General features: G+C 71.7%; 14 protein-coding genes and 1 pseudogene. 5 read left to right on the top strand and 10 right to left on the bottom strand.

Translation table 11 applies throughout. From position 1 onward, the window contains the following. Nucleotide 1: 1 nt before the first annotated feature. From BM076_RS02495 to BM076_RS02485, 3 genes are all read right to left on the bottom strand, one after another. Complete coding sequence (locus BM076_RS02495) at nucleotides 2-874, bottom strand: carbohydrate ABC transporter permease (protein ID WP_093711616.1); 873 nt, start codon at nucleotides 872-874, stop codon at nucleotides 2-4. After that, nucleotides 871-1,869, bottom strand: coding sequence for a carbohydrate ABC transporter permease (locus BM076_RS02490; protein ID WP_093711615.1), 999 nt, complete (start codon nucleotides 1,867-1,869; stop codon nucleotides 871-873). The genes BM076_RS02495 and BM076_RS02490 overlap by 4 nt, the downstream gene beginning before the upstream one ends. A 249-nt stretch (nucleotides 1,870-2,118) precedes the next feature. After that, entirely contained in the window at nucleotides 2,119-3,423 is a 1,305-nt protein-coding gene (locus BM076_RS02485; RefSeq protein WP_093711614.1) for an ABC transporter substrate-binding protein, read from the bottom strand. Between the two features lie 295 nt (nucleotides 3,424-3,718). Here BM076_RS02485 and BM076_RS38270 point away from each other — a divergent pair. The 3 genes and pseudogenes from BM076_RS38270 to BM076_RS02475 form a co-directional block, all read left to right on the top strand. Beyond that, a pseudogene (locus tag BM076_RS38270) lies at nucleotides 3,719-4,282 on the top strand (discoidin domain-containing protein); the annotation flags it as partial. An 876-nt stretch (nucleotides 4,283-5,158) separates the two neighbouring features. After that, nucleotides 5,159-6,856: a discoidin domain-containing protein gene (locus BM076_RS38265; RefSeq protein WP_407640608.1), complete on the top strand. Its 1,698-nt coding sequence runs from the start codon at nucleotides 5,159-5,161 to the stop codon at nucleotides 6,854-6,856. Between the two features lie 129 nt (nucleotides 6,857-6,985). After that, entirely contained in the window at nucleotides 6,986-8,038 is a 1,053-nt protein-coding gene (locus tag BM076_RS02475; protein WP_093711613.1) for a LacI family DNA-binding transcriptional regulator, read from the top strand. Nucleotides 8,039-8,155: 117 nt separating this feature from the next. Here BM076_RS02475 and BM076_RS02470 read toward each other — a convergent pair whose 3' ends face one another. From BM076_RS02470 to BM076_RS02455, 4 genes are all read right to left on the bottom strand, one after another. After that, the gene (locus tag BM076_RS02470) at nucleotides 8,156-8,860 is read right to left on the bottom strand and encodes a 4'-phosphopantetheinyl transferase family protein (protein ID WP_093711612.1); all 705 of its coding nucleotides are present in this window, start codon (nucleotides 8,858-8,860) and stop codon (nucleotides 8,156-8,158) included. Beyond that, complete coding sequence (locus BM076_RS02465; RefSeq protein WP_093711611.1) at nucleotides 8,857-9,726, bottom strand: metallophosphoesterase family protein; 870 nt, start codon at nucleotides 9,724-9,726, stop codon at nucleotides 8,857-8,859. Before BM076_RS02465 ends, BM076_RS02470 begins: the two co-directional genes overlap by 4 nt. Nucleotides 9,727-9,885: 159 nt before the next feature. Beyond that, entirely contained in the window at nucleotides 9,886-11,079 is a 1,194-nt protein-coding gene (locus BM076_RS02460) for a thiolase family protein (RefSeq protein ID WP_093711610.1), read from the bottom strand. A gap of 144 nt (nucleotides 11,080-11,223) precedes the next feature. Further along, on the bottom strand, nucleotides 11,224-11,670 hold the full coding sequence (locus BM076_RS02455; RefSeq protein ID WP_093711609.1) for a MarR family winged helix-turn-helix transcriptional regulator: 447 nt from the start codon (nucleotides 11,668-11,670) through the stop codon (nucleotides 11,224-11,226). A 100-nt stretch (nucleotides 11,671-11,770) separates the two neighbouring features. Here BM076_RS02455 and BM076_RS02450 point away from each other — a divergent pair, with 100 nt between their 5' ends. Next, nucleotides 11,771-12,178 (top strand): VOC family protein, encoded by a 408-nt coding sequence (locus BM076_RS02450; RefSeq protein WP_093711608.1) that lies wholly within the window; start codon nucleotides 11,771-11,773, stop codon nucleotides 12,176-12,178. A 13-nt stretch (nucleotides 12,179-12,191) separates the two neighbouring features. On the opposite strand, the gene sigJ is transcribed toward BM076_RS02450, so the two are convergent. Together sigJ and BM076_RS02440 are read right to left on the bottom strand one after the other, a co-directional pair. Then, nucleotides 12,192-13,094: an RNA polymerase sigma factor SigJ gene (sigJ, locus tag BM076_RS02445; protein WP_093711607.1), complete on the bottom strand. Its 903-nt coding sequence runs from the start codon at nucleotides 13,092-13,094 to the stop codon at nucleotides 12,192-12,194. Nucleotides 13,095-13,109: 15 nt separating this feature from the next. Continuing rightward, the gene (locus BM076_RS02440; protein WP_093711606.1) at nucleotides 13,110-13,580 is read right to left on the bottom strand and encodes an RNA-binding S4 domain-containing protein; all 471 of its coding nucleotides are present in this window, start codon (nucleotides 13,578-13,580) and stop codon (nucleotides 13,110-13,112) included. Between the two features lie 127 nt (nucleotides 13,581-13,707). Between BM076_RS02440 and BM076_RS02435 the strand changes: the two genes are divergently transcribed. Beyond that, the gene (locus BM076_RS02435) at nucleotides 13,708-15,777 is read left to right on the top strand and encodes an MDR family MFS transporter (protein ID WP_093711605.1); all 2,070 of its coding nucleotides are present in this window, start codon (nucleotides 13,708-13,710) and stop codon (nucleotides 15,775-15,777) included. Between the two features lie 15 nt (nucleotides 15,778-15,792). Here BM076_RS02435 and BM076_RS02430 read toward each other — a convergent pair whose 3' ends face one another. Continuing rightward, a complete protein-coding gene (locus BM076_RS02430) occupies nucleotides 15,793-16,548 on the bottom strand; it encodes an SDR family NAD(P)-dependent oxidoreductase (protein ID WP_245795652.1) in 756 nt (251 codons plus the stop codon). Nucleotides 16,549-16,580: the final 32 nt, after the last annotated feature.

Raw genomic sequence — 16,580 nt, 5'->3', positions numbered from 1 at the left:
GTCATCCCTTCATGGCCCCCTGCATGATGCCGTCCAGGATGTGACGGCCCATCAGCAGGAAGACCGCGATGATCGGCAGGCTGGAGACGAGCGCCCCGGTGAGCACCAGGGAGTAGTCCTGGATGTAGCCACTGGCCAGCTCGGACAGGGAGAGCTGCACCGTGGGGTTCTGCTGGGTCATGACGACCTTGGGCCAGTAGAAGTCGTTCCAGCTGGCCATGAAGGTGAGCATGCCGAGCACGGCCATCGCCGGGCGGGCGGCGGGCAGCGCGATGTGCCAGTACAGGCCCCGGGTGGTGCAGCCGTCCATCCGTCCGGCGTCGAGCAGTTCGTCGGGGATGGCGGTGACCAGGTACTGCCGCATGAAGAACACGCCGAAGGCGTTGGCGGCGGCGGGCACGATGAGCGCCTGGAGGTGATTGGCCCAGTGCAGCCAGTTCGCCATCATGATGTAGAGCGGGATGATGCCGAGCTGGGTGGGCACCATCATCGTCGCCACCACCGAGCCCAGCAGCGGACCGCGGCCGGGGAACCGCAGTTTGGCGAAGGCGAATCCGGCGAGCGTGGAGGTCAGCACGACGCAGACGGTCACGGTGCCCGCCACGATCAGCGAGTTGACCAGGGCCAGTTGCATGTCGGCCTGGTCGAAGGCCCGGCGCAGATTGGTGAACAGGTGGCTGCCGGGCAGCAGCGCGGGCGGCACCTGGCTGAGCGAGGCGTTGTCCCGCGAGGCGGCCACCAGCGTCCAGTACAGCGGGAAGACCGACAGGGCCACGACGACGGCGAGCGCCACGTAGACGCCCTTGCCCGCCGAGAGCTGCCGGTCCCGGCCGGACCTGCGGCGCGGGCGTTTGACGAGCGGCAGGGTGGTCATGCGGCCTCGACTCCCTTCATGCGGCGGGCCAGAAGGAAGTTGACGGCGACGATCACCACGATGACCAGGAACATCGCCCAGGAGATCGCGGCGCCGTAACCGTATTTGAACTTCCCCCAGAACTGGTCGTACGAGTACAGCGCCATCGTCTGGAACTGGTGCTGCGAGCCGCCCGCCATCGGGGTCTGGCTGGCGCTGAACAGCAGTGGCTCGCCGAACATCTGGAGCGCGCCGATGGTGGAGGTGATGACGGTGAACAGGATGGTCGGGCGCAGCACCGGGATGGTGATGGATCTGAACTGCCGCCAGCGGCTGGCCCCGTCGATCGCGGCGGCCTCGTACAGCTCGAAGGGGACGGCCTGCATGGCGGCCAGGTAGATCAGCGCGTTGTAGCCGGTCCAGCGCCAGGTGACGATGGTCGAGATGCCGATCCAGGAGGACCAGGTGCCGGCCTGCCAGTCGGTGTGCGGGACGCCGAAGAGGCCGAGGAACCAGTTGATCAGACCGAAGTCCCGGCCGAAGAGCTGGACGAAGATGATCGTGACGGCCGCCACCGAGGTGACATTGGGCAGCAGCACGCCCATCCGGATGAACGTGCGCCCGCGCAGCCGGTAGTTGAGCAGATGGGCCAGGCCCAGCGCGAGCAGCAGTTGCGGGACGGTGGACAGCAGACCGATGCCCAGGGTGTTGCGCAGCGCGTTCCAGAAGAACTGGTCGTGCAGCAGGGTGCGGTAGTTGTCGAGACCGACGAAGTCGTGCTGGCTGCCGTCGGTGTCCGCGCGCCACGCGGTGAGCGACACATACGCCGTGTAGAGCAGCGGGAAGAGCCCGAAGACGCCGAAGACGATGAAGAACGGCGAGATGTAGGCGTACGGCGACAGGCGGCGCTCGGCCCGGTGCCAGCGGTTGCCCCGTACGGGGGCGGCGCCGGGTTCCGGTCCGCGGGGGACGTTGCTCCGCGAGGCTGCGGGCGGGGTGCCGGTCGAGACGGCCATGCATCTGCTCCTGGGTGGTGGCCGGCGGGGGTACGCGGTGGGCGGGGAGTGGGAAGGGTGCGCAGCCCCCGCCGGCCCGTCATGGGACGCGAGCGGGTCCGGCTCACGTGGTGTGTGCCCCGCCGCCCGCGCGGGCCGCCCGGGACGGCGGTCCTCGCACGGGCGGCGGGCGCCGGTGGCCGCCGGCCGCGATCCGGCGGCCACGTCGGTCCCGGCGCCCGGGCTCGGGGCCCGGGCGCCGGGCAGGCGCTACTCGCCGATGTTCTTGATCTCGGCGTTGGCGTTGCTCCACGCCTTGTCCGTGCCCGCCTTGCCCTGCTCGACGGAGACGAGCGCGTTGCCGTAGATGTTGCCGATGTCGGCGCCGTGCGGGCCGAGCGGCTGCGGCTTCAGGTTCTTCGCGGACTCGGAGAAGATCTTGCCGGTGGGCGCGCCGCTGAACATCGGGTCGGTCAGGTTCGCGATGTCGGGCGAGGACCACAGCGCCTGGTCGGACGGGAAGAAGCCCTTGTTCTTGAAGAGCCAGGCTTCCTGGGCGGGCGCGGTCAGCCACTTCGCCAGCTCGACGGCGGCCTTGGTGTGCTTGCCCTGCTTGGGCACGGTCAGATACGAGCCGCCCCAGTTCCCGCCGCCGCCGGGGATGGTGGCGATGTCCCACTTGCCGCCGTCGGCGGGCGGATTGGCCTTGAACTCGTAGCTCATCCAGGCCGGGCAGGTGACGGTGGCGAACTGGCTCTTGCGGAAGCCGGTGTCCCAGGCCGGGGTGAAGGCCGCGATGCCCGCCGACTCACCGTCCTTGATCGCGCCCGCGACGGCGTCGAAGGCTTGCTTGACCGCGGGGTTGGAGTCGGCGATCACCTTGCCGTCGGCGTCGTAGAACGCCTGCGGCGCCTGGGCGGTCATCGCGGAGAAGACATTGCTGCCCGCGTCGAACCACTTGACCTTCTTGTCCGGGCTCTTGGCCAGGAACTGCTTCCCGGTGGCGAAGTAGGAGTCCCAGTTCGCCACCAGCGAGGAGACCGCGGCCCGGTCGGTGGGCAGCCCGGCCTTCTTGAACAGGTCGGCGCGGTAGCACAGCGCCATGCCGCCCATGTCGGTGCCGAGGCCGAAGAGCGAGGAGCCGTCGCGGCTGGAGGCGGGGGCGGTCTTGGACGGCACCCACTGGTTCTTGTCGACGCCCTCGTCGAGGAAGTTGACGAATTTGCTCGCCTGCGACTGGAAGCCGGCCACCTGGCCGATCTCGATCGCCTCGATGTCGGCGGTGCCGCTGCCGGCCACCAAGTGGGCGTGCAGATTCTGGTGGTGGGCGCCGAGGTCGGCGCGGTTCTCCTTGATCGTGATGTTCGGGTGCAGCTTGTGGTACTGCGCGTAGAGGTCCTTGTAGCCGAAGTCCGAGAACAGGTTCACGGTGAGCGTGATCTTGGCGTTGGCGTCGCCGCCGGAGCCGGACTTGGACGTGGAGTCGCTGCCGCAGCCGGTGGCGAGGAGCGCGGCGGCCAGTACGGCGCCGCCTCCCGCGAGCCACGTCCTGCGTCTGCTTCCTGTGTCGCTCATGGGACTTCCTCGGATTCGATGGCAGGCAAGGAACAGGCAAGGAACAAGAGTTGACATGGGAGAGCGCTCTCCCAGTGCCGGTACATTCACGCCCCGCAGGGTCGTGTGTCAAGACCCGGGGGCCCGATCCGCCCGCGATCCCGGCCCGTACGGCCCACGGGTGGGCGGAACAGACATCCACAATACGGGAGTTGTCCGGCATCACGCCCGGGAGAGGTCGCCGTCCCGCGTCCGATGCCTTGACACGCCGGAAACCGGACCGTCACCATCGGCGCACTGAGAGAGCGCTCTCCCGATGCTCCATGCCTGGAAGCCGCCGTCCCGGAGAGCCGCGCCCTCCTCCTTCACCCTCCCCCCGCAGGAGACCGGCATGAGAGCCTCACCCCCACCGACCGCCCGGCTCAGATCCCTTCCCCCGTCGCTGCGCGCGGCCCTGCTGCTGATGCTGGCGGTGGGCCTCGCGCTGTACGCGCTGGCCGTCCCCACCACGCCCGCGCACGCCGCCGACACCCTGCTCTCGCAGGGCAAGCCCGCCACCGCCTCCAGCACCGAGGGCGCCGGCTACGCGGCCTCGGCCGCCGTGGACGGTGACGCCGGCACCCGCTGGGCCAGTGCATGGAGCGACCCGCAGTGGCTCCAGGTCGACCTCGGCGCCACCGCCACGATCGGCAAGGTCGTGCTGAACTGGGAGAATTACGCGACCTCGTACCAGATCCAGGTCTCCGACACCGGGACCGGCGGCTGGACGACGGTCTACTCCACCACCAGCGGCAACGGTGGCAGTCAGACCCTCAATGTGAGCGGCACCGGCCGTTACGTCCGGATGAACGGCACCGCGCGCGTCAACGGCTACGGCTACTCGCTGTGGGAGTTCCAGGTCTACGGCACCGCGGGCTCCGGCGGCACCACGGGCGGCACCACCGGCGGTGGCGGCGACAACGGCGGTACGGGCACCCCGCCGCCCGGCGACTGGACCACCGTGTGGAACGACGACTTCAACGGCGCGTCCGGCAGCTCGCCCAGCAGTGCGAACTGGATCATCGACACCGGCACCGCCTACCCCGGCGGCCCCGCCAACTGGGGCACCGGCGAGGTCGACACCGCCACCGACTCCCCCGCCAACGTCGGCCTGGACGGCGGCGGCCACCTCAATCTCACCGCCCTGAAGTCCGGCACCAATTGGACGTCCGGCCGGGTCGAGAGCAAGCGCACCGACTTCCAGGCCCCGGCCGGCGGCCGGCTCCAGATCTCCGCCACCCTCAAGCAGCCCGACCCGGCCAAGGCGCTGGGCTACTGGCCGTCCTTCCGCGCCATGGGCGCCGCCTTCCGCGGCAACACCGGCGCCTGGCCGGCGGTCGGCGAGAGCGACATCATGGAGAACGTCAACGGCCGTTCGCAGCTGTCGGCGACCTTCCACTGCGGCACCGCGCCCGGCGGCAACTGCGACGAGTACAACGGCAAGACCAGCGGTCTCGCGACCTGCGCAGGCTGCCAGACCGGCTACCACACGTACTCCGAGATCATCGACCGCACGACGTCCGACGAGCAGATCCGCTACTACCTCGACGGCAATCAGGTGTGGCAGGTCAGCGAGTCGCAGGTCGGCGTCGCCACCTGGGACGCGGCCGTGCACCACGGCGTCTTCGTCGACTTCAGCCTGCGGATCGGCGGTTCGTACCCCAACGCGGTCTGCGGCTGCACGTCGCCGGCCGCCGACACCTCCTCCGGCGGTGTGCTGAGCATCGACAAGGTGACGGTCTCGCAGACCGCACCGGGCAGCGTCCCGGCGCCGCTCACCGACCCGCCGGTCCCGACCGGCGCGAGCAACGTCCACGTGACGGGCAGTCAGGGCAACTGGCAGCTGACCGTCAACGGGGCGCCGTACACCGTCAAGGGCATGACCTGGGGTCCGTCCAACGACACGGCGAACGCGCACATGCGCGACCTGAAGGCGATGGGCGTCAACACCCTGCGCACCTGGGGCACCGACGCGAGCAGCAAGCCGCTGCTGGACTCGGCCGCGCAGTTCGGCCTGAAGGTCGTCAACGGCTTCTGGCTCAACCAGGGCGCGGACTACGTCAACGACACGACGTACAAGACCAATACGCTCAACGACATCAAGAACTGGGTGACCACCTACAAGAACCACCCGGGCGTGCTGATGTGGGACGTCGGCAACGAGGTCATCCTCACCACACAGGACCACTACTCCGGCGACCAGATCGAGCAGCAGCGGATCGCCTACGCCAAGTACGTCGAGCAGGTCGTGCAGGCGATCCACGCGATCGACCCCAACCACCCGGTGACGTCGACCGACGCGTGGACCGGCGCGTGGCCGTACTACAAGCAGTACACGCCGTCGCTCGACCTCTACGCGGTCAACTCCTACGGCGCGGTCTGCAATGTGAAGCAGGACTGGATCAACGGCGGTTACAGCAAGCCGTACATCGTGACCGAGACCGGCGAGGCCGGCGAGTGGGAGGTGCCCAACGACGCCAACGGGGTGCCCACCGAGCCGACCGACGTCCAGAAGCGGGACGCGTATCTGTCGGCGTGGAACTGCATCAAGGGCCACACCGGGGTCGCGCTCGGCGCGACGATCTTCCACTACGGCAACGAGAACGACTTCGGCGGTGTGTGGTTCAACGTCCGCCCGGCGGGCTGGAACCGGCTGATGTACTACTCGGTCGCCAAGGACTACGGCGGCACCCCGCAGGCGAACACCCCGCCGGTGATCAGCTCGATGACGGTCGGCAACAGCACGTCCGTCCCGGCCGGCGGCACCTTCGACGTGTCGGCGACGGCGAGCGATCCGGACGGCGACGCGATCCGCTACCAGCTCATGTACTCCACCAAGTACGTGGACAGCGGCACCGGCCTGCAACAGGTGACCTTCACCCAGACCGGCAACGGCACGTTCAAGGTGACCGCGCCCAAGACGCTCGGGGTGTGGAAGGTCTACGTCTACGCCTACGACGGGCACGGCAATGTCGGCATCGAGACCAAGTCCTTCCGTGTGGTGGCGCCGACGGTGCCCGGCACGAATGTGGCGCTCGGCAAGTCGGCCACCGCCTCGTCGTACCAGCAGACCGGCAACGGGGCGCCGTACCCGCCGTCCAACACCGTCGACGGCCGCTGGGACACCCGGTGGGCGACCGACTGGACCGACGCGCAGTGGCTGCGGGTCGATCTCGGGCAGACCACCACGATCAAGCACATCCAGCTCGGCTGGGAGTCCGCCTACGGGAAGGCGTACCAGGTGCAGGTGTCGAACGACGGCACCAACTGGACGAACGTCTACAGCACCACCACCGGGACGGGCGGCGTGGAGACGCTCGACGTGAACGGGTCCGGCCGCTATGTGCGGCTGAACCTGACCCAGCGCGGCACCGCGTACGGGTACTCGCTGTACGAATTCGGCGTGTACGCGTGAGCGGCGCGCGCGGCTGAGACCGGGGCGGGGCGCGGCGGGCCTGTGGGGGGCCGCCGTACCCCGCCCCATCTGCGTGTTGTCGTGGCAGGACCCGGGGAGAGCGCTCTCCGTGCGTGGTATAACTGCACCATGACGAGCAGCCGTCCGGCCGGGCCCCGCCTGCCCACCCTGGAAGATGTCGCCCGGTCCGCGGGGGTGTCGCGGGCGACGGTGTCCCGGGTGGTCAACGGGACGCGCAATGTCGACCCGGAGATCCAGAAGGTCGTGCAGCAGGCCGTCGCGGCCACCGGTTACGTACCGAACCGGGCCGCCAGGTCGCTGGTCACCCGGCGCACGGACTCGGTCGCGCTGGTCTTCTCCGTCCCCGACCACCACGCGGCCGACGACCCGTTCCTCGGCCAGGTCTTCAGCGACCCGTTCTTCGGCCGGATAGTGGGCGGTCTGCTCACCGTGCTGCGGCCGCGCGGTGTGCATCCGGTGCTGATGCTCGCCGACTCCGCGGGCGTACGCCGCTCCCTGGTGCCCAATCTGCGGCAGGAGCACATCGACGGCGTGGTGCTGGTGTCGATCGCGCCGGACGACCCGCTGCCGGCGATGCTCACCGAGGCGGGCGTGCCGACCGTGCTGTTCGCCCGGCCCGCCACACCCCTCCCGATCAGTTACGTCGACATCGCGCAGCAGACGGGCGCGAAGCTCGCCGCCGAACATCTGCTGGGCCGCGGCTGCCGGCGGATCACCACGATCGCGGGCCCCGCCGACTCGCCCGCGGGCCAGGACCGTCTGACGGGCTTCCGCGAGGCGATGGCCGAGCACGGCTTCGCGTATGTGCCGAGTGTCGAGGGCAGCTTCACCCAGGAGGGCGGCGAGCGCGCGATGAAGCAGCTGCTCGCCGAACAGCCGGACACCGACGGGGTGTTCGTCGCCAACGACCTGATGGCGCAGGGCGCCCTGCTCGTGCTGCGCGACCACGGCAGGCGCGTCCCCGACGACGTGGCCGTGATCGGCTTCGACGACAGCAGTGCGGCCCTGTCCTCCCGGCCGCTGCTCACCACGATCCGCCAGCCGGTCGAGGACATGGCGGCGGAGATGGCGAAGCTGCTGATGGCGCTGATGGACGACCCGGCGCAGCAGACCCGTTCGGTGATCTTCAAGACCACGCTGGTGCGCCGCGAGTCCGCCTGACGGCACCGGAGGTCGCGCGGCGCCGGGCCTCCGTATCGGCCGAGTACGCGCTGTCGCCGCAGCACACGCCGGTCGGCGTCCGCCCGCGGTGCGTCGTGCGGTGCCGCCGCAGTTCGGTCAACTCCGGGGCGCGGCCGCCTCGTTGGGGACGACGATGGCGGTCACCACGAAACCGTCGCGGACGGTCCAGCGGCCGGTGAAGACGTCGGGGCCGACGCCCTCGGCGAGCAGCGGGCCGGGGATCAGCAGGCGCGCGGTGTAGCCGCCGCGGTCCTCGGCGCCGGGGTCGCGGGTGAAGAGCAGTTCGGCCTCCTCGAAGCCGAGCATCTTCCGGTGGAAGGGATACCACGCCTTGTAGACGGTCTCCTTGGCGCTGAACAGCAGCCGGTCCCAGTGGACTTCGGGTGCTTCCTTGCCGAGCCGCTCCAGATTGGCGGTCTCCTCGCCGGTGGCGGTGACGACCTTGAGCACGCCGTCCGGGAGCGGGCCGTGCGGTTCCGCGTCGATGCCGAGGGTGTGCACATCCGTCGTGCGGGCGACGGCCGCGGCCCGGTAGCCGTCGCAGTGCGTGATGCTGCCGACGACACCGGCCGGCCAGACGGGCGCGCCGCGGTCCGGGTCGCGCGGGATCGGCCCCGGCTCGTGGCCGAGCGCGGCCAGCGCGGCGCGGGCGCAGGCGCGGCCCGCCGCGTATTCGGCGCGGCGCCGCGCGACGGCCTTGGCGACGGCCGCGGCCTCCTCGGGGAACAGCGGGGCGCCGTCCAGCTCGGCGCCGTAGGCGGCCCGGGTGCGGACGGCGGCCGGCACCACGTCCTCGATCACCGGCGTACGCCCTGCCGTCCGGTCAGGATCCGCCGCGGCCCGGCGGGCCCGGCCTCGCGGCGGCCCCATTCGCGCGGGTAGCCGAGCGAGACCTCGGTGAAGCGGACGCCGTCGCGCCACATCACGCGCGGGATGTGCAGATGGCCGTAGACGACCTCGGTGGCGCGGAAGCGGGTGTGCCACTGCTCGGTGCGCTCGGTGCCGCACCACAGGGCGAAGGACGGGTAGCGCAGGATCCGGGTCGGGTCGGGGTGCAGCGGGAAGTGGTTGGCCAGCACGGTCGGCAGCGCGGGGTCGAGGGCTTCGAGGCGGGCCTCGGTCTCCGCGACGCGGGCCCGGCACCAGTCGTCGAGGCCGGGCAGCGGGTCGGGGTGCAGGAAACGCTCGTCGTTGCAGATCACGCCGAGGTCCCGGGAGTGCGCCAGCGCCTCTTCCTTGGTGGTGGCGCCGGGTGTGCCGTCCCGCCAGGTGTAGTCGTACAGCAGGAACATCGGGACGACGGCGACCGGCCCTTCCTCGCCCTCCCAGATCGGGTACGGGTCCTCGGGGGTGATGACGCCGAGGCCGCGGATCCGCTCCACGAGGTGCCGGTAGCGCGCGTCGCCGCGCAGTTGCACCGGGTCGTCAGGCGGGGTCCACAGCTCGTGGTTGCCCGGCAGCCAGACGACGGTGGAGAAGTGCTGCTTGAGGGTGCGCAGCGCCCACAGGATGTCGGTGGAGCGTTCCGCCACGTCGCCGGCGACGATCAGCCAGTCCTCGTCGGTCTCCGGCCGCATCCGCTCCACGATGAGGCGGTTGGCCTCGTATCCGACGTGCAGATCGCTGATCGCGAGCAGCCGCGGCCCGCCGTCCCCGGCGCCGCTCACGTCACGTCAACTCGTCGGCCGGTACGTCCGTTCAGTGATGTGGGCACGGGGTCGATTCTCCCAGACGGCGCGGGACGGCGGCGGGCTTTCCGGCCCGCTCCGGGGTGTCACGGAGGTGGTTCGCGTCACTTCCGGGACGCCGCGGAGCGCCCGCGGCCGTCAGTCGCGGTCGACCAGGACGGCGCTGCCCTGGCCGACGCCGACGCACATCGTGGCCAGACCACGGCGGGTGCCGGTGCGGTTCATGCGGTGCAGCAAGGTGGTGAGGATGCGGGCGCCGGAGCAGCCCAGCGGGTGGCCGAGGGCGATCGCGCCGCCGTCGGGGTTGACCAGGTCCGGGTCGATGCCCAGCGCCCGTACGGAGGCGAGCGCCTGGGCGGCGAACGCCTCGTTGAACTCGGCCTCCTCGATGCCGCCGATGTCCCTGCCGAGCCGGTCGAGCACCTTCCGGGTCGCGGGCACCGGTCCGAGACCCATCACGTCGGGGTGCACGCCGGCGCTGGCGCCGGCCGCGTACCGGCCGAGCGACTCCAGGCCGAGGTCGCGCAGCGCCTCCTCGCTGACCAGCAGCAGCCCGGCGGCGCCGTCGTTCATCGGCGAGGCGTTGCCGGCGGTGACGGTGCCGGTGCCGTCCTTGCGGAAGACCGGTTTGAGGGCGGCCAGCCGCTCGGCGGTGGTGTCCTCGCGGATGCACTCGTCCTGGGTGACGACCACGCCGTCCGGCCGGGTGACGGGCAGGATCTCGGCGTCGAAGAGGCCGTTCTTGCGGGCGGCGGCGGCATTGCGGTGGCTGCGCAACGCGAAGGCGTCCTGGTCGGTGCGGCTCACACCGTGCCGGGCGGCGACCTCCTCGGCGGTCTCGCCCATGGAGAGCACGCCGTGCAGCTCGCGCATCCGGTCGTTGGTGAGCCGCCAGCCGAGCCGGGTGTCGTAAGTCTGCATCGTGTGCGGCAGCGCGTCGTCGGGGCGCGGCAGGACGAAGGGGGCACGGCTCATCGACTCGGAGCCGCCGGCGAGCACGATGTCCGCCTCACCCGCGGCGATCGTGCGGGCGGCGGCGGTGACGGCCTCCATGCCGGACGCGCAGAGCCGGTTGACGGTGGCGCCGGGCACGCTGTCGGGGAGTCCGGCGAGCAGGACGGCCATCCGTGCCACATTGCGGTTGTCCTCGCCCGCCTGGTTGGCGGCGCCCCAGTAGACGTCGTCGATCCTGGCCGGGTCGAGTGCGGGCACGCCGTCCAGCAGGCCGCGCAGGACGGTGGCCGCGAGGTCGTCGGGGCGGACCGTGGACAGTGCTCCGCGCAGCTTGCCGATGGGTGTGCGGCGGGCGGCGGCGAAGTGGACTGGGCGCATCGTGTGCTCCTCCTGGCGGCGTCCCGGGGTGGGCGACGCTCGTAAACTAGCACCGCAAGTTTACGAGGGCGAGGCCCTCCTCCCCGGCAAGGGGACCGCCGCCGTTCCCGGTGCGCGCCGCGCCCGGCTCCGGCGCCCGGGGCGTCATTCGGGTCCGGCGGGCAGCGCTTCGTGGACCCGGAGCAGCAGGGCGTGCAGCGTGGCACGGTCCGCCGCATCGAGCGGGGCGAGCACCTCGTCCTGGACCGCTTCCGCGCGGGCGGTGAGCGCGGCGAGGCGGTCGCGTCCCGCGGGGGTGAGGGCGACCCGGACGCGCCGCCGGTCGGCGGTGTCGCGGGCGCGTTCGACGCAGTCGGCGGCGGCCAGTTCGTCGATCACCTTCACCATGTCGCTGGGGTCGATGACCAGCCGCGCGGCGAGGTCGCGCTGGGCCTGCGGGCCGAAGTCGGCGAGGGCGGCGAGCACCGCCATGTGCCACAGCCGCAGCCCCTCACCGGAGAGGTGCGCGGCGAGCCGGCCGCGGGCCGCCTTGCCGGTCTTCGACAGCAGATAGGTCGTGAGGGCGGCGAGGGTGGGCGGTGTACCGGTCATGAGCCCATTGTAGGCTGACACCAATGATGGGTGTTTACCCATCAATTGACGGCGGGCGCGGTACGCCGTGCCCGCCCCGCACTTCCAGTGAGGTCTTCCGATGGACGCGCTCCACCCGCGCCTGCTCGTCGGCCGGTTCGCCGACACCTTCCGCTTCTACGACGCCGTGCTGCCCGCGCTGGTCGGCGCGGCCCTGACCAGGGGCGGCCCCGACGGCCCGTACGCGAGCTGGGACATCGGCGCCGAGGGCGTCCTGATGCTCTTCGACCGCGCGGCGATGGCCGAGGTCACCGGCACCGCGGGGCTGCCGGCCGACGGCTCGCCCGCGCAGGACCGGACGATGCTCGTCAGCCGGGTGCCCGACGTGGCCGCCGGTTACGAGCTGTGCCTGCGGCACGGCGCCGCTCCGGTCGCCGGGCCGGCAGACCGGCCGCAGTGGGGCCCGACCATGCGGACCGCGCATGTGCGCGACCCGGACGGCAATCTGGTGGAGCTCCAGTCCTACTGAGGTCCCGGTCGGCTCAGGGCGCCAGCCGGGTCAGCTTGTCGGGGTTGAGCACCGCGAAGATCGCCCGGATGCGGCCGTCGCGGACGTCGAGCAGCGTGACCTGCTCGCGGCCTTCGAGGGAGACGCGCAGCGCGGGCTGGCCGTTGGCCTCGCCGATGCGGAGGTGCTCGAAGGGGTAGCGGGCGGCCAGGCCGAGGACGAAGGCGGTGACGGCGTCGCGGCCGACGATCGGGCGCAGGGCCGCGCGGACCTTGCCGCCGCCGTCGTTCCAGGCGGTGACGTCCTCGCTGAGCAGCTCGGTGAGGGCGGCCAGGTCGCCGTCCCGCGCGGCGTTCATGAAGCGGGTCAGCAGCCGGGAGTGCTCCTCTCCCGACGGCTGGAAGCGGCCGGCCGCCGGGACGGCGCCGGCGTCGGCGCCGCGTCCGTCCGCGAGCCGTTTGGCCGCCCGGTGGTGCAGCTGGCGGCAGTTGGCGGCCGTGGCGCCGACGATCGCCGCGATGGCGTCGTAGGGCAGCTCGAACGCCTCGCGCAGCACGAACACCGCGCGCTCCGGCGGCGTCGGCCGCTCCATCAGATGGAGCGTGGCGAAGGAGAGGGTGTCGCGCAGCTCCGCGGTGTCGAGCGGGCCGACCGCGGCGGTGTCGACCGGCTCGGGCAGCCAGGGCCCGACGTACGCCTCACGGGTCACCCGGGCCGAGCGGAGCTGGTCCAGGGCGAGCCGGGAGACGACGGTGACCAGGAAGGCCCGCGGTTCGCGGACCTGCGCGCGGTCGGTGCGCGTCCAGCGCAGATACGCTTCCTGGACGGCGTCCTCGGCGTCCCACATGCTGCCCAGCAGCCGGTAGGCGAGGCCGAGCAGCAGCCCGCGGTGCTCCTCGAAGACGGCTTCCGGAGTGTCGGTGGCGGTGGCTCCCACGGGCGGCCCGGCCGCTCAGTCGGACGTACGGCGCCGGGCGCCGCCGTCGCGCTGCGGACGCGGAGGGCGCGCGCCGCCGTCGCCGGGGCGGGCGCTGCCGTGCAGCAGCCGCTCCAGCTCACGCCGGTCGCGCTTGGTCGGGCGGCCGGTGCCGCGGTCGCGCAGGCCCAGGGCGAGGACATCCTCGCGCGGGGGCGGCGGCGGGCTGTTGTCCACGTAGCATTCGGCGGCGATCGGCGCGCCGACGCGCTTGCCGATCACCTTGGAGACGACCACGATCCGCTCCCGCCCGGCGTGGAAGAGCCGTACCTCGTCGCCCGGGCGCACCGCCTGGGCGGGCTTGACCCGCTCCCCGTTGACCCGGACGTGTCCGGCCCGGCAGGCAGCGGCGGCGGTCGAGCGCGTCTTGGTCAGCCGTACGCACCAGATCCAGCTGTCCACCCGTGCGCTCCCGCCGTTCGCGGGCTTCCCCTCGTCTCCAGCCATGCCCCCGAGCCTACGGCTCCGCGGCCCGCGATCACCTCCCCTTTCCGCGCCGTCCGCGGCCGTACCGGCCTCACCTGGGCGGACGGCTGCGCGTGCGCGGCACGCCGCGGGGTGTGAGGGTGCTGATGTGACGACCGCCAGTGAGACCGGCCCCCTCGTCGAGGAGGTGCCGCCACCCGCGCTGACCGTGCGGCAGCGCAACATCGTGTTCGGCACGATCGTGCTCGGGATGCTGCTCGCGGCGCTCGACCAGACCATCGTGGGCACGGCGCTGCCGACGATCGTCTCCGACCTCGGCGGCGCGGCCCACATGTCGTGGGTGGTCACGTCGTACCTGCTGGCGGAGACGGTGGCCACGGCCCTCGTCGGCAAATTCGGCGACCTGTTCGGCCGCAAGGTGGTCTTCCAGATCTCCGCGGTCGTCTTCATCACGGGCTCGTTCCTGTGCGGCCTGGCCACCAATATGACGCTGCTGATCTCGTGGCGGGCGATGCAGGGCGTCGGCGCGGGCGGTCTGATGGTGACCGCGATGGCGCTGATCGCGGACGTCATCCCGCTGCGCGAGCGCGGCAAGTACCAGGGCGCGATCGGCGCGGTGTTCGGGGTGGCGACGGTGATCGGCCCGCTGCTCGGCGGCCTGTTCACCGACCACCTGACCTGGCGCTGGGCCTTCTACGTCAATGTGCCGATCGCCGTCGTCGTGGTGTTCGCGGCGGCCCGGACGATCCCCGCGGTGCGCTCGGCGGCGCGGCCGGTGATCGACTACCTGGGCATCGCACTGGTGGCGGTCGGCGCGAGCGCCCTGATCCTGGCGACGAGTTGGGGCGGCAACGAGTACGGCTGGGGCTCGCCGGTGATCCTCGGGCTGTTCGCGGCCGGCGTGGTGGCGCTGGCGCTGTTCTGCCTGGCCGAGACGCGGGCGGCAGAACCCATGCTGCCGATGCGGCTGTTCCGCAATCCGGTGTTCGCGGTCTGCTCGGTGCTGAGCTTCGTGGTGGGCTTCGCGATGCTCGGCGCGATGACCTTCCTGCCGACCTTCCTGCAGTACGTCAACGGCGACTCGGCGACGATCTCCGGGGTGCGGACGCTGCCGATGGTGATCGGTCTGCTGATCGCGTCGGTGTTCAGCGGCAATGTGGTGAGCAAAACCGGCAAGTACCGCTACTTCCCGGTGGTCGGCTCGCTGGTGATGGCCGCGGGGCTGTATCTGCTGTCCCGGATGGGCCCCGGCACCGGCACCTGGCTGGAGTCGCTGTACATGTTCGTGCTCGGCGTCGGTATCGGCCTGTCGATGCAGGTGCTGACGATCGCGGTGCAGAACACGGTGGCGTACGCCGATCTGGGCACGGCGACCTCCGGGGTGACCTTCTTCCGCACCCTCGGCAGCTCCTTCGGCACCGCGGTGTTCGGCACGATCTACGCCAACGCGCTGCGGCCCAACCTCTCCCAGGGCGTGGCCGAGGCGGCTCGGGTGGCGGGGACGGCGCCGGACACACTGGCGAAGGCGGCGCAGAGCCCCGAGGGGCTGCACAAGCTGCCCGCCGCGCAGGCCGCGCCGATCGTCCAGGCGTACGCGGATTCGCTGCACACCGTGTTCCTGTGGACGGTGCCGGTGGCGGCGGTGGGCTTCGTGGTGGCGCTCTTCCTCAAGGAGGTGCCGTTGCGCGATTCGGCGCGGGCCGGGTCCATGGACATGGGCGAGGGCTTCGCGCAGCCGGGCAGCGGCGACTCGGCGAAGCTGCTGGAGCTGGCGGTCGCGAAGATCATGCGCAAGTCCGACGCGGACACCGCGCGCCGGATCCTCGGCGGTGCGGACACCCGGCTCGACATGGCGGGCGCCTGGACGGTGATGCAGGTGGTGCTGCTGGTCCGGATGGTCGGGCACGCCAATCTCAATCTGATCGCGGCCCGGCACCGGCTGCCGCCCGAGGTGCTGCTGCCCGCCTTCGACCGGTCGGTGGCGGACGGTTGGCTGACCCGGGACGGCACCTTCCTGGCCACCACGCCGGAGGGCGAGCGGGAGGCGAAGACCCTCACCACGGCCTGGGCGCAGTGGCTCAACGAGCGGCTGGAGAAGGACACCGGCCGCCCCAGCGGCGCCGATCTGCGGGCGGCGGCCGACGCCATCGCCAAGCGCCTGCTGGCCGAGGACCTGTCCCACGAACTGCCGTCGGCCACCGTACGGTCGGCCGCGTAGCGCCGCCTTCGCCGGTCAACGGCCCAGCATCGCACCGCCGTTGACGTGGACGATCTGTCCGGTGGTGTACGCGGCCTCGGGCGCGGCCAGGTGCTTGATCGCGGCGGCGATCTCGCCCGGCCTGCCGGGCTGTCCGGTGAGCGTCTGGGCGACGCGCGAGGCGATGAACTCCGGGGTGCCGCGGTCGCCGAAGAACTCGGTCCCGCCGACGAAGCCGGGGGCCACCGCGTTCACGGTGATGCCGTCCTTGCCGAGCCGCTGGGCGAGTTCGAAGGTGTACGCGTGCACGGCCGCTTTGGCGCCGCCGTACGAGCCGGGGCCGCGCAGCGCCGCGATCGAGGACAGGTGCACGATCCGGCCGCCGGGCCGCCGCAGGTGCGGCAGCAGCGCCTCGGTGAGCAGCACCGCGGTCAGTACATTGGCGGCGAAATTCGCGCGGTAGCCGGCCGCGATGCCCTCCAGGCTGCCGTCGTCGCCGGAGGCGACATTGCCGCCCGCGTTGGTGACGACGACGTCCACCGGGCCGTCCGCGGTGATGAACGCGGCGGCCGCGCGGACCTGCTCCGGCTCGCTCAGGTCTGCGGCGAAGAAGTCGACGAGACCCTTGCCGTACGCGGAGTTCACCTCGTCGGCCGCGGCGCTCAGCACGTGCTCGCGCCGGCCGAGCACGGTCACCCGGTCGCCGCCGGCGGCGAAGGCCGCCGCGGTGGCCCGGCCGATTCCGGTGCCGCCGCCCGACACCACGATCCGGCGCCGCTGCTGTTCCGTCACGTCCCGCTCCCCGCCCGCCCCGCACATCGAGG

The organism is Actinacidiphila alni, assembly GCF_900112845.1.
Taxonomy (GTDB): Bacteria; Actinomycetota; Actinomycetes; order Streptomycetales; family Streptomycetaceae; genus Actinacidiphila; species Actinacidiphila alni.
This window is presented reverse-complemented; position numbering and strand designations above follow the sequence as displayed.

Excerpts from the sequence above, each read along its gene's own strand:
- BM076_RS02455 (WP_093711609.1), bottom strand. The coding sequence starts at position 11,670 with ATGACCGGTACACCGCCCACCCTCGCCGCCCTCACGACCTATCTGCTG.
- BM076_RS02460 (WP_093711610.1), bottom strand. The coding sequence starts at position 11,079 with ATGCGCCCAGTCCACTTCGCCGCCGCCCGCCGCACACCCATCGGCAAG.
- BM076_RS02485 (WP_093711614.1), bottom strand. The coding sequence starts at position 3,423 with ATGAGCGACACAGGAAGCAGACGCAGGACGTGGCTCGCGGGAGGCGGC.
- BM076_RS02440 (WP_093711606.1), bottom strand. The coding sequence starts at position 13,580 with ATGGCTGGAGACGAGGGGAAGCCCGCGAACGGCGGGAGCGCACGGGTG.
- BM076_RS02450 (WP_093711608.1), top strand. The coding sequence starts at position 11,771 with ATGGACGCGCTCCACCCGCGCCTGCTCGTCGGCCGGTTCGCCGACACC.
- BM076_RS02495 (WP_093711616.1), bottom strand. The coding sequence starts at position 874 with ATGACCACCCTGCCGCTCGTCAAACGCCCGCGCCGCAGGTCCGGCCGG.
- BM076_RS02475 (WP_093711613.1), top strand. The coding sequence starts at position 6,986 with ATGACGAGCAGCCGTCCGGCCGGGCCCCGCCTGCCCACCCTGGAAGAT.
- BM076_RS02490 (WP_093711615.1), bottom strand. The coding sequence starts at position 1,869 with ATGGCCGTCTCGACCGGCACCCCGCCCGCAGCCTCGCGGAGCAACGTC.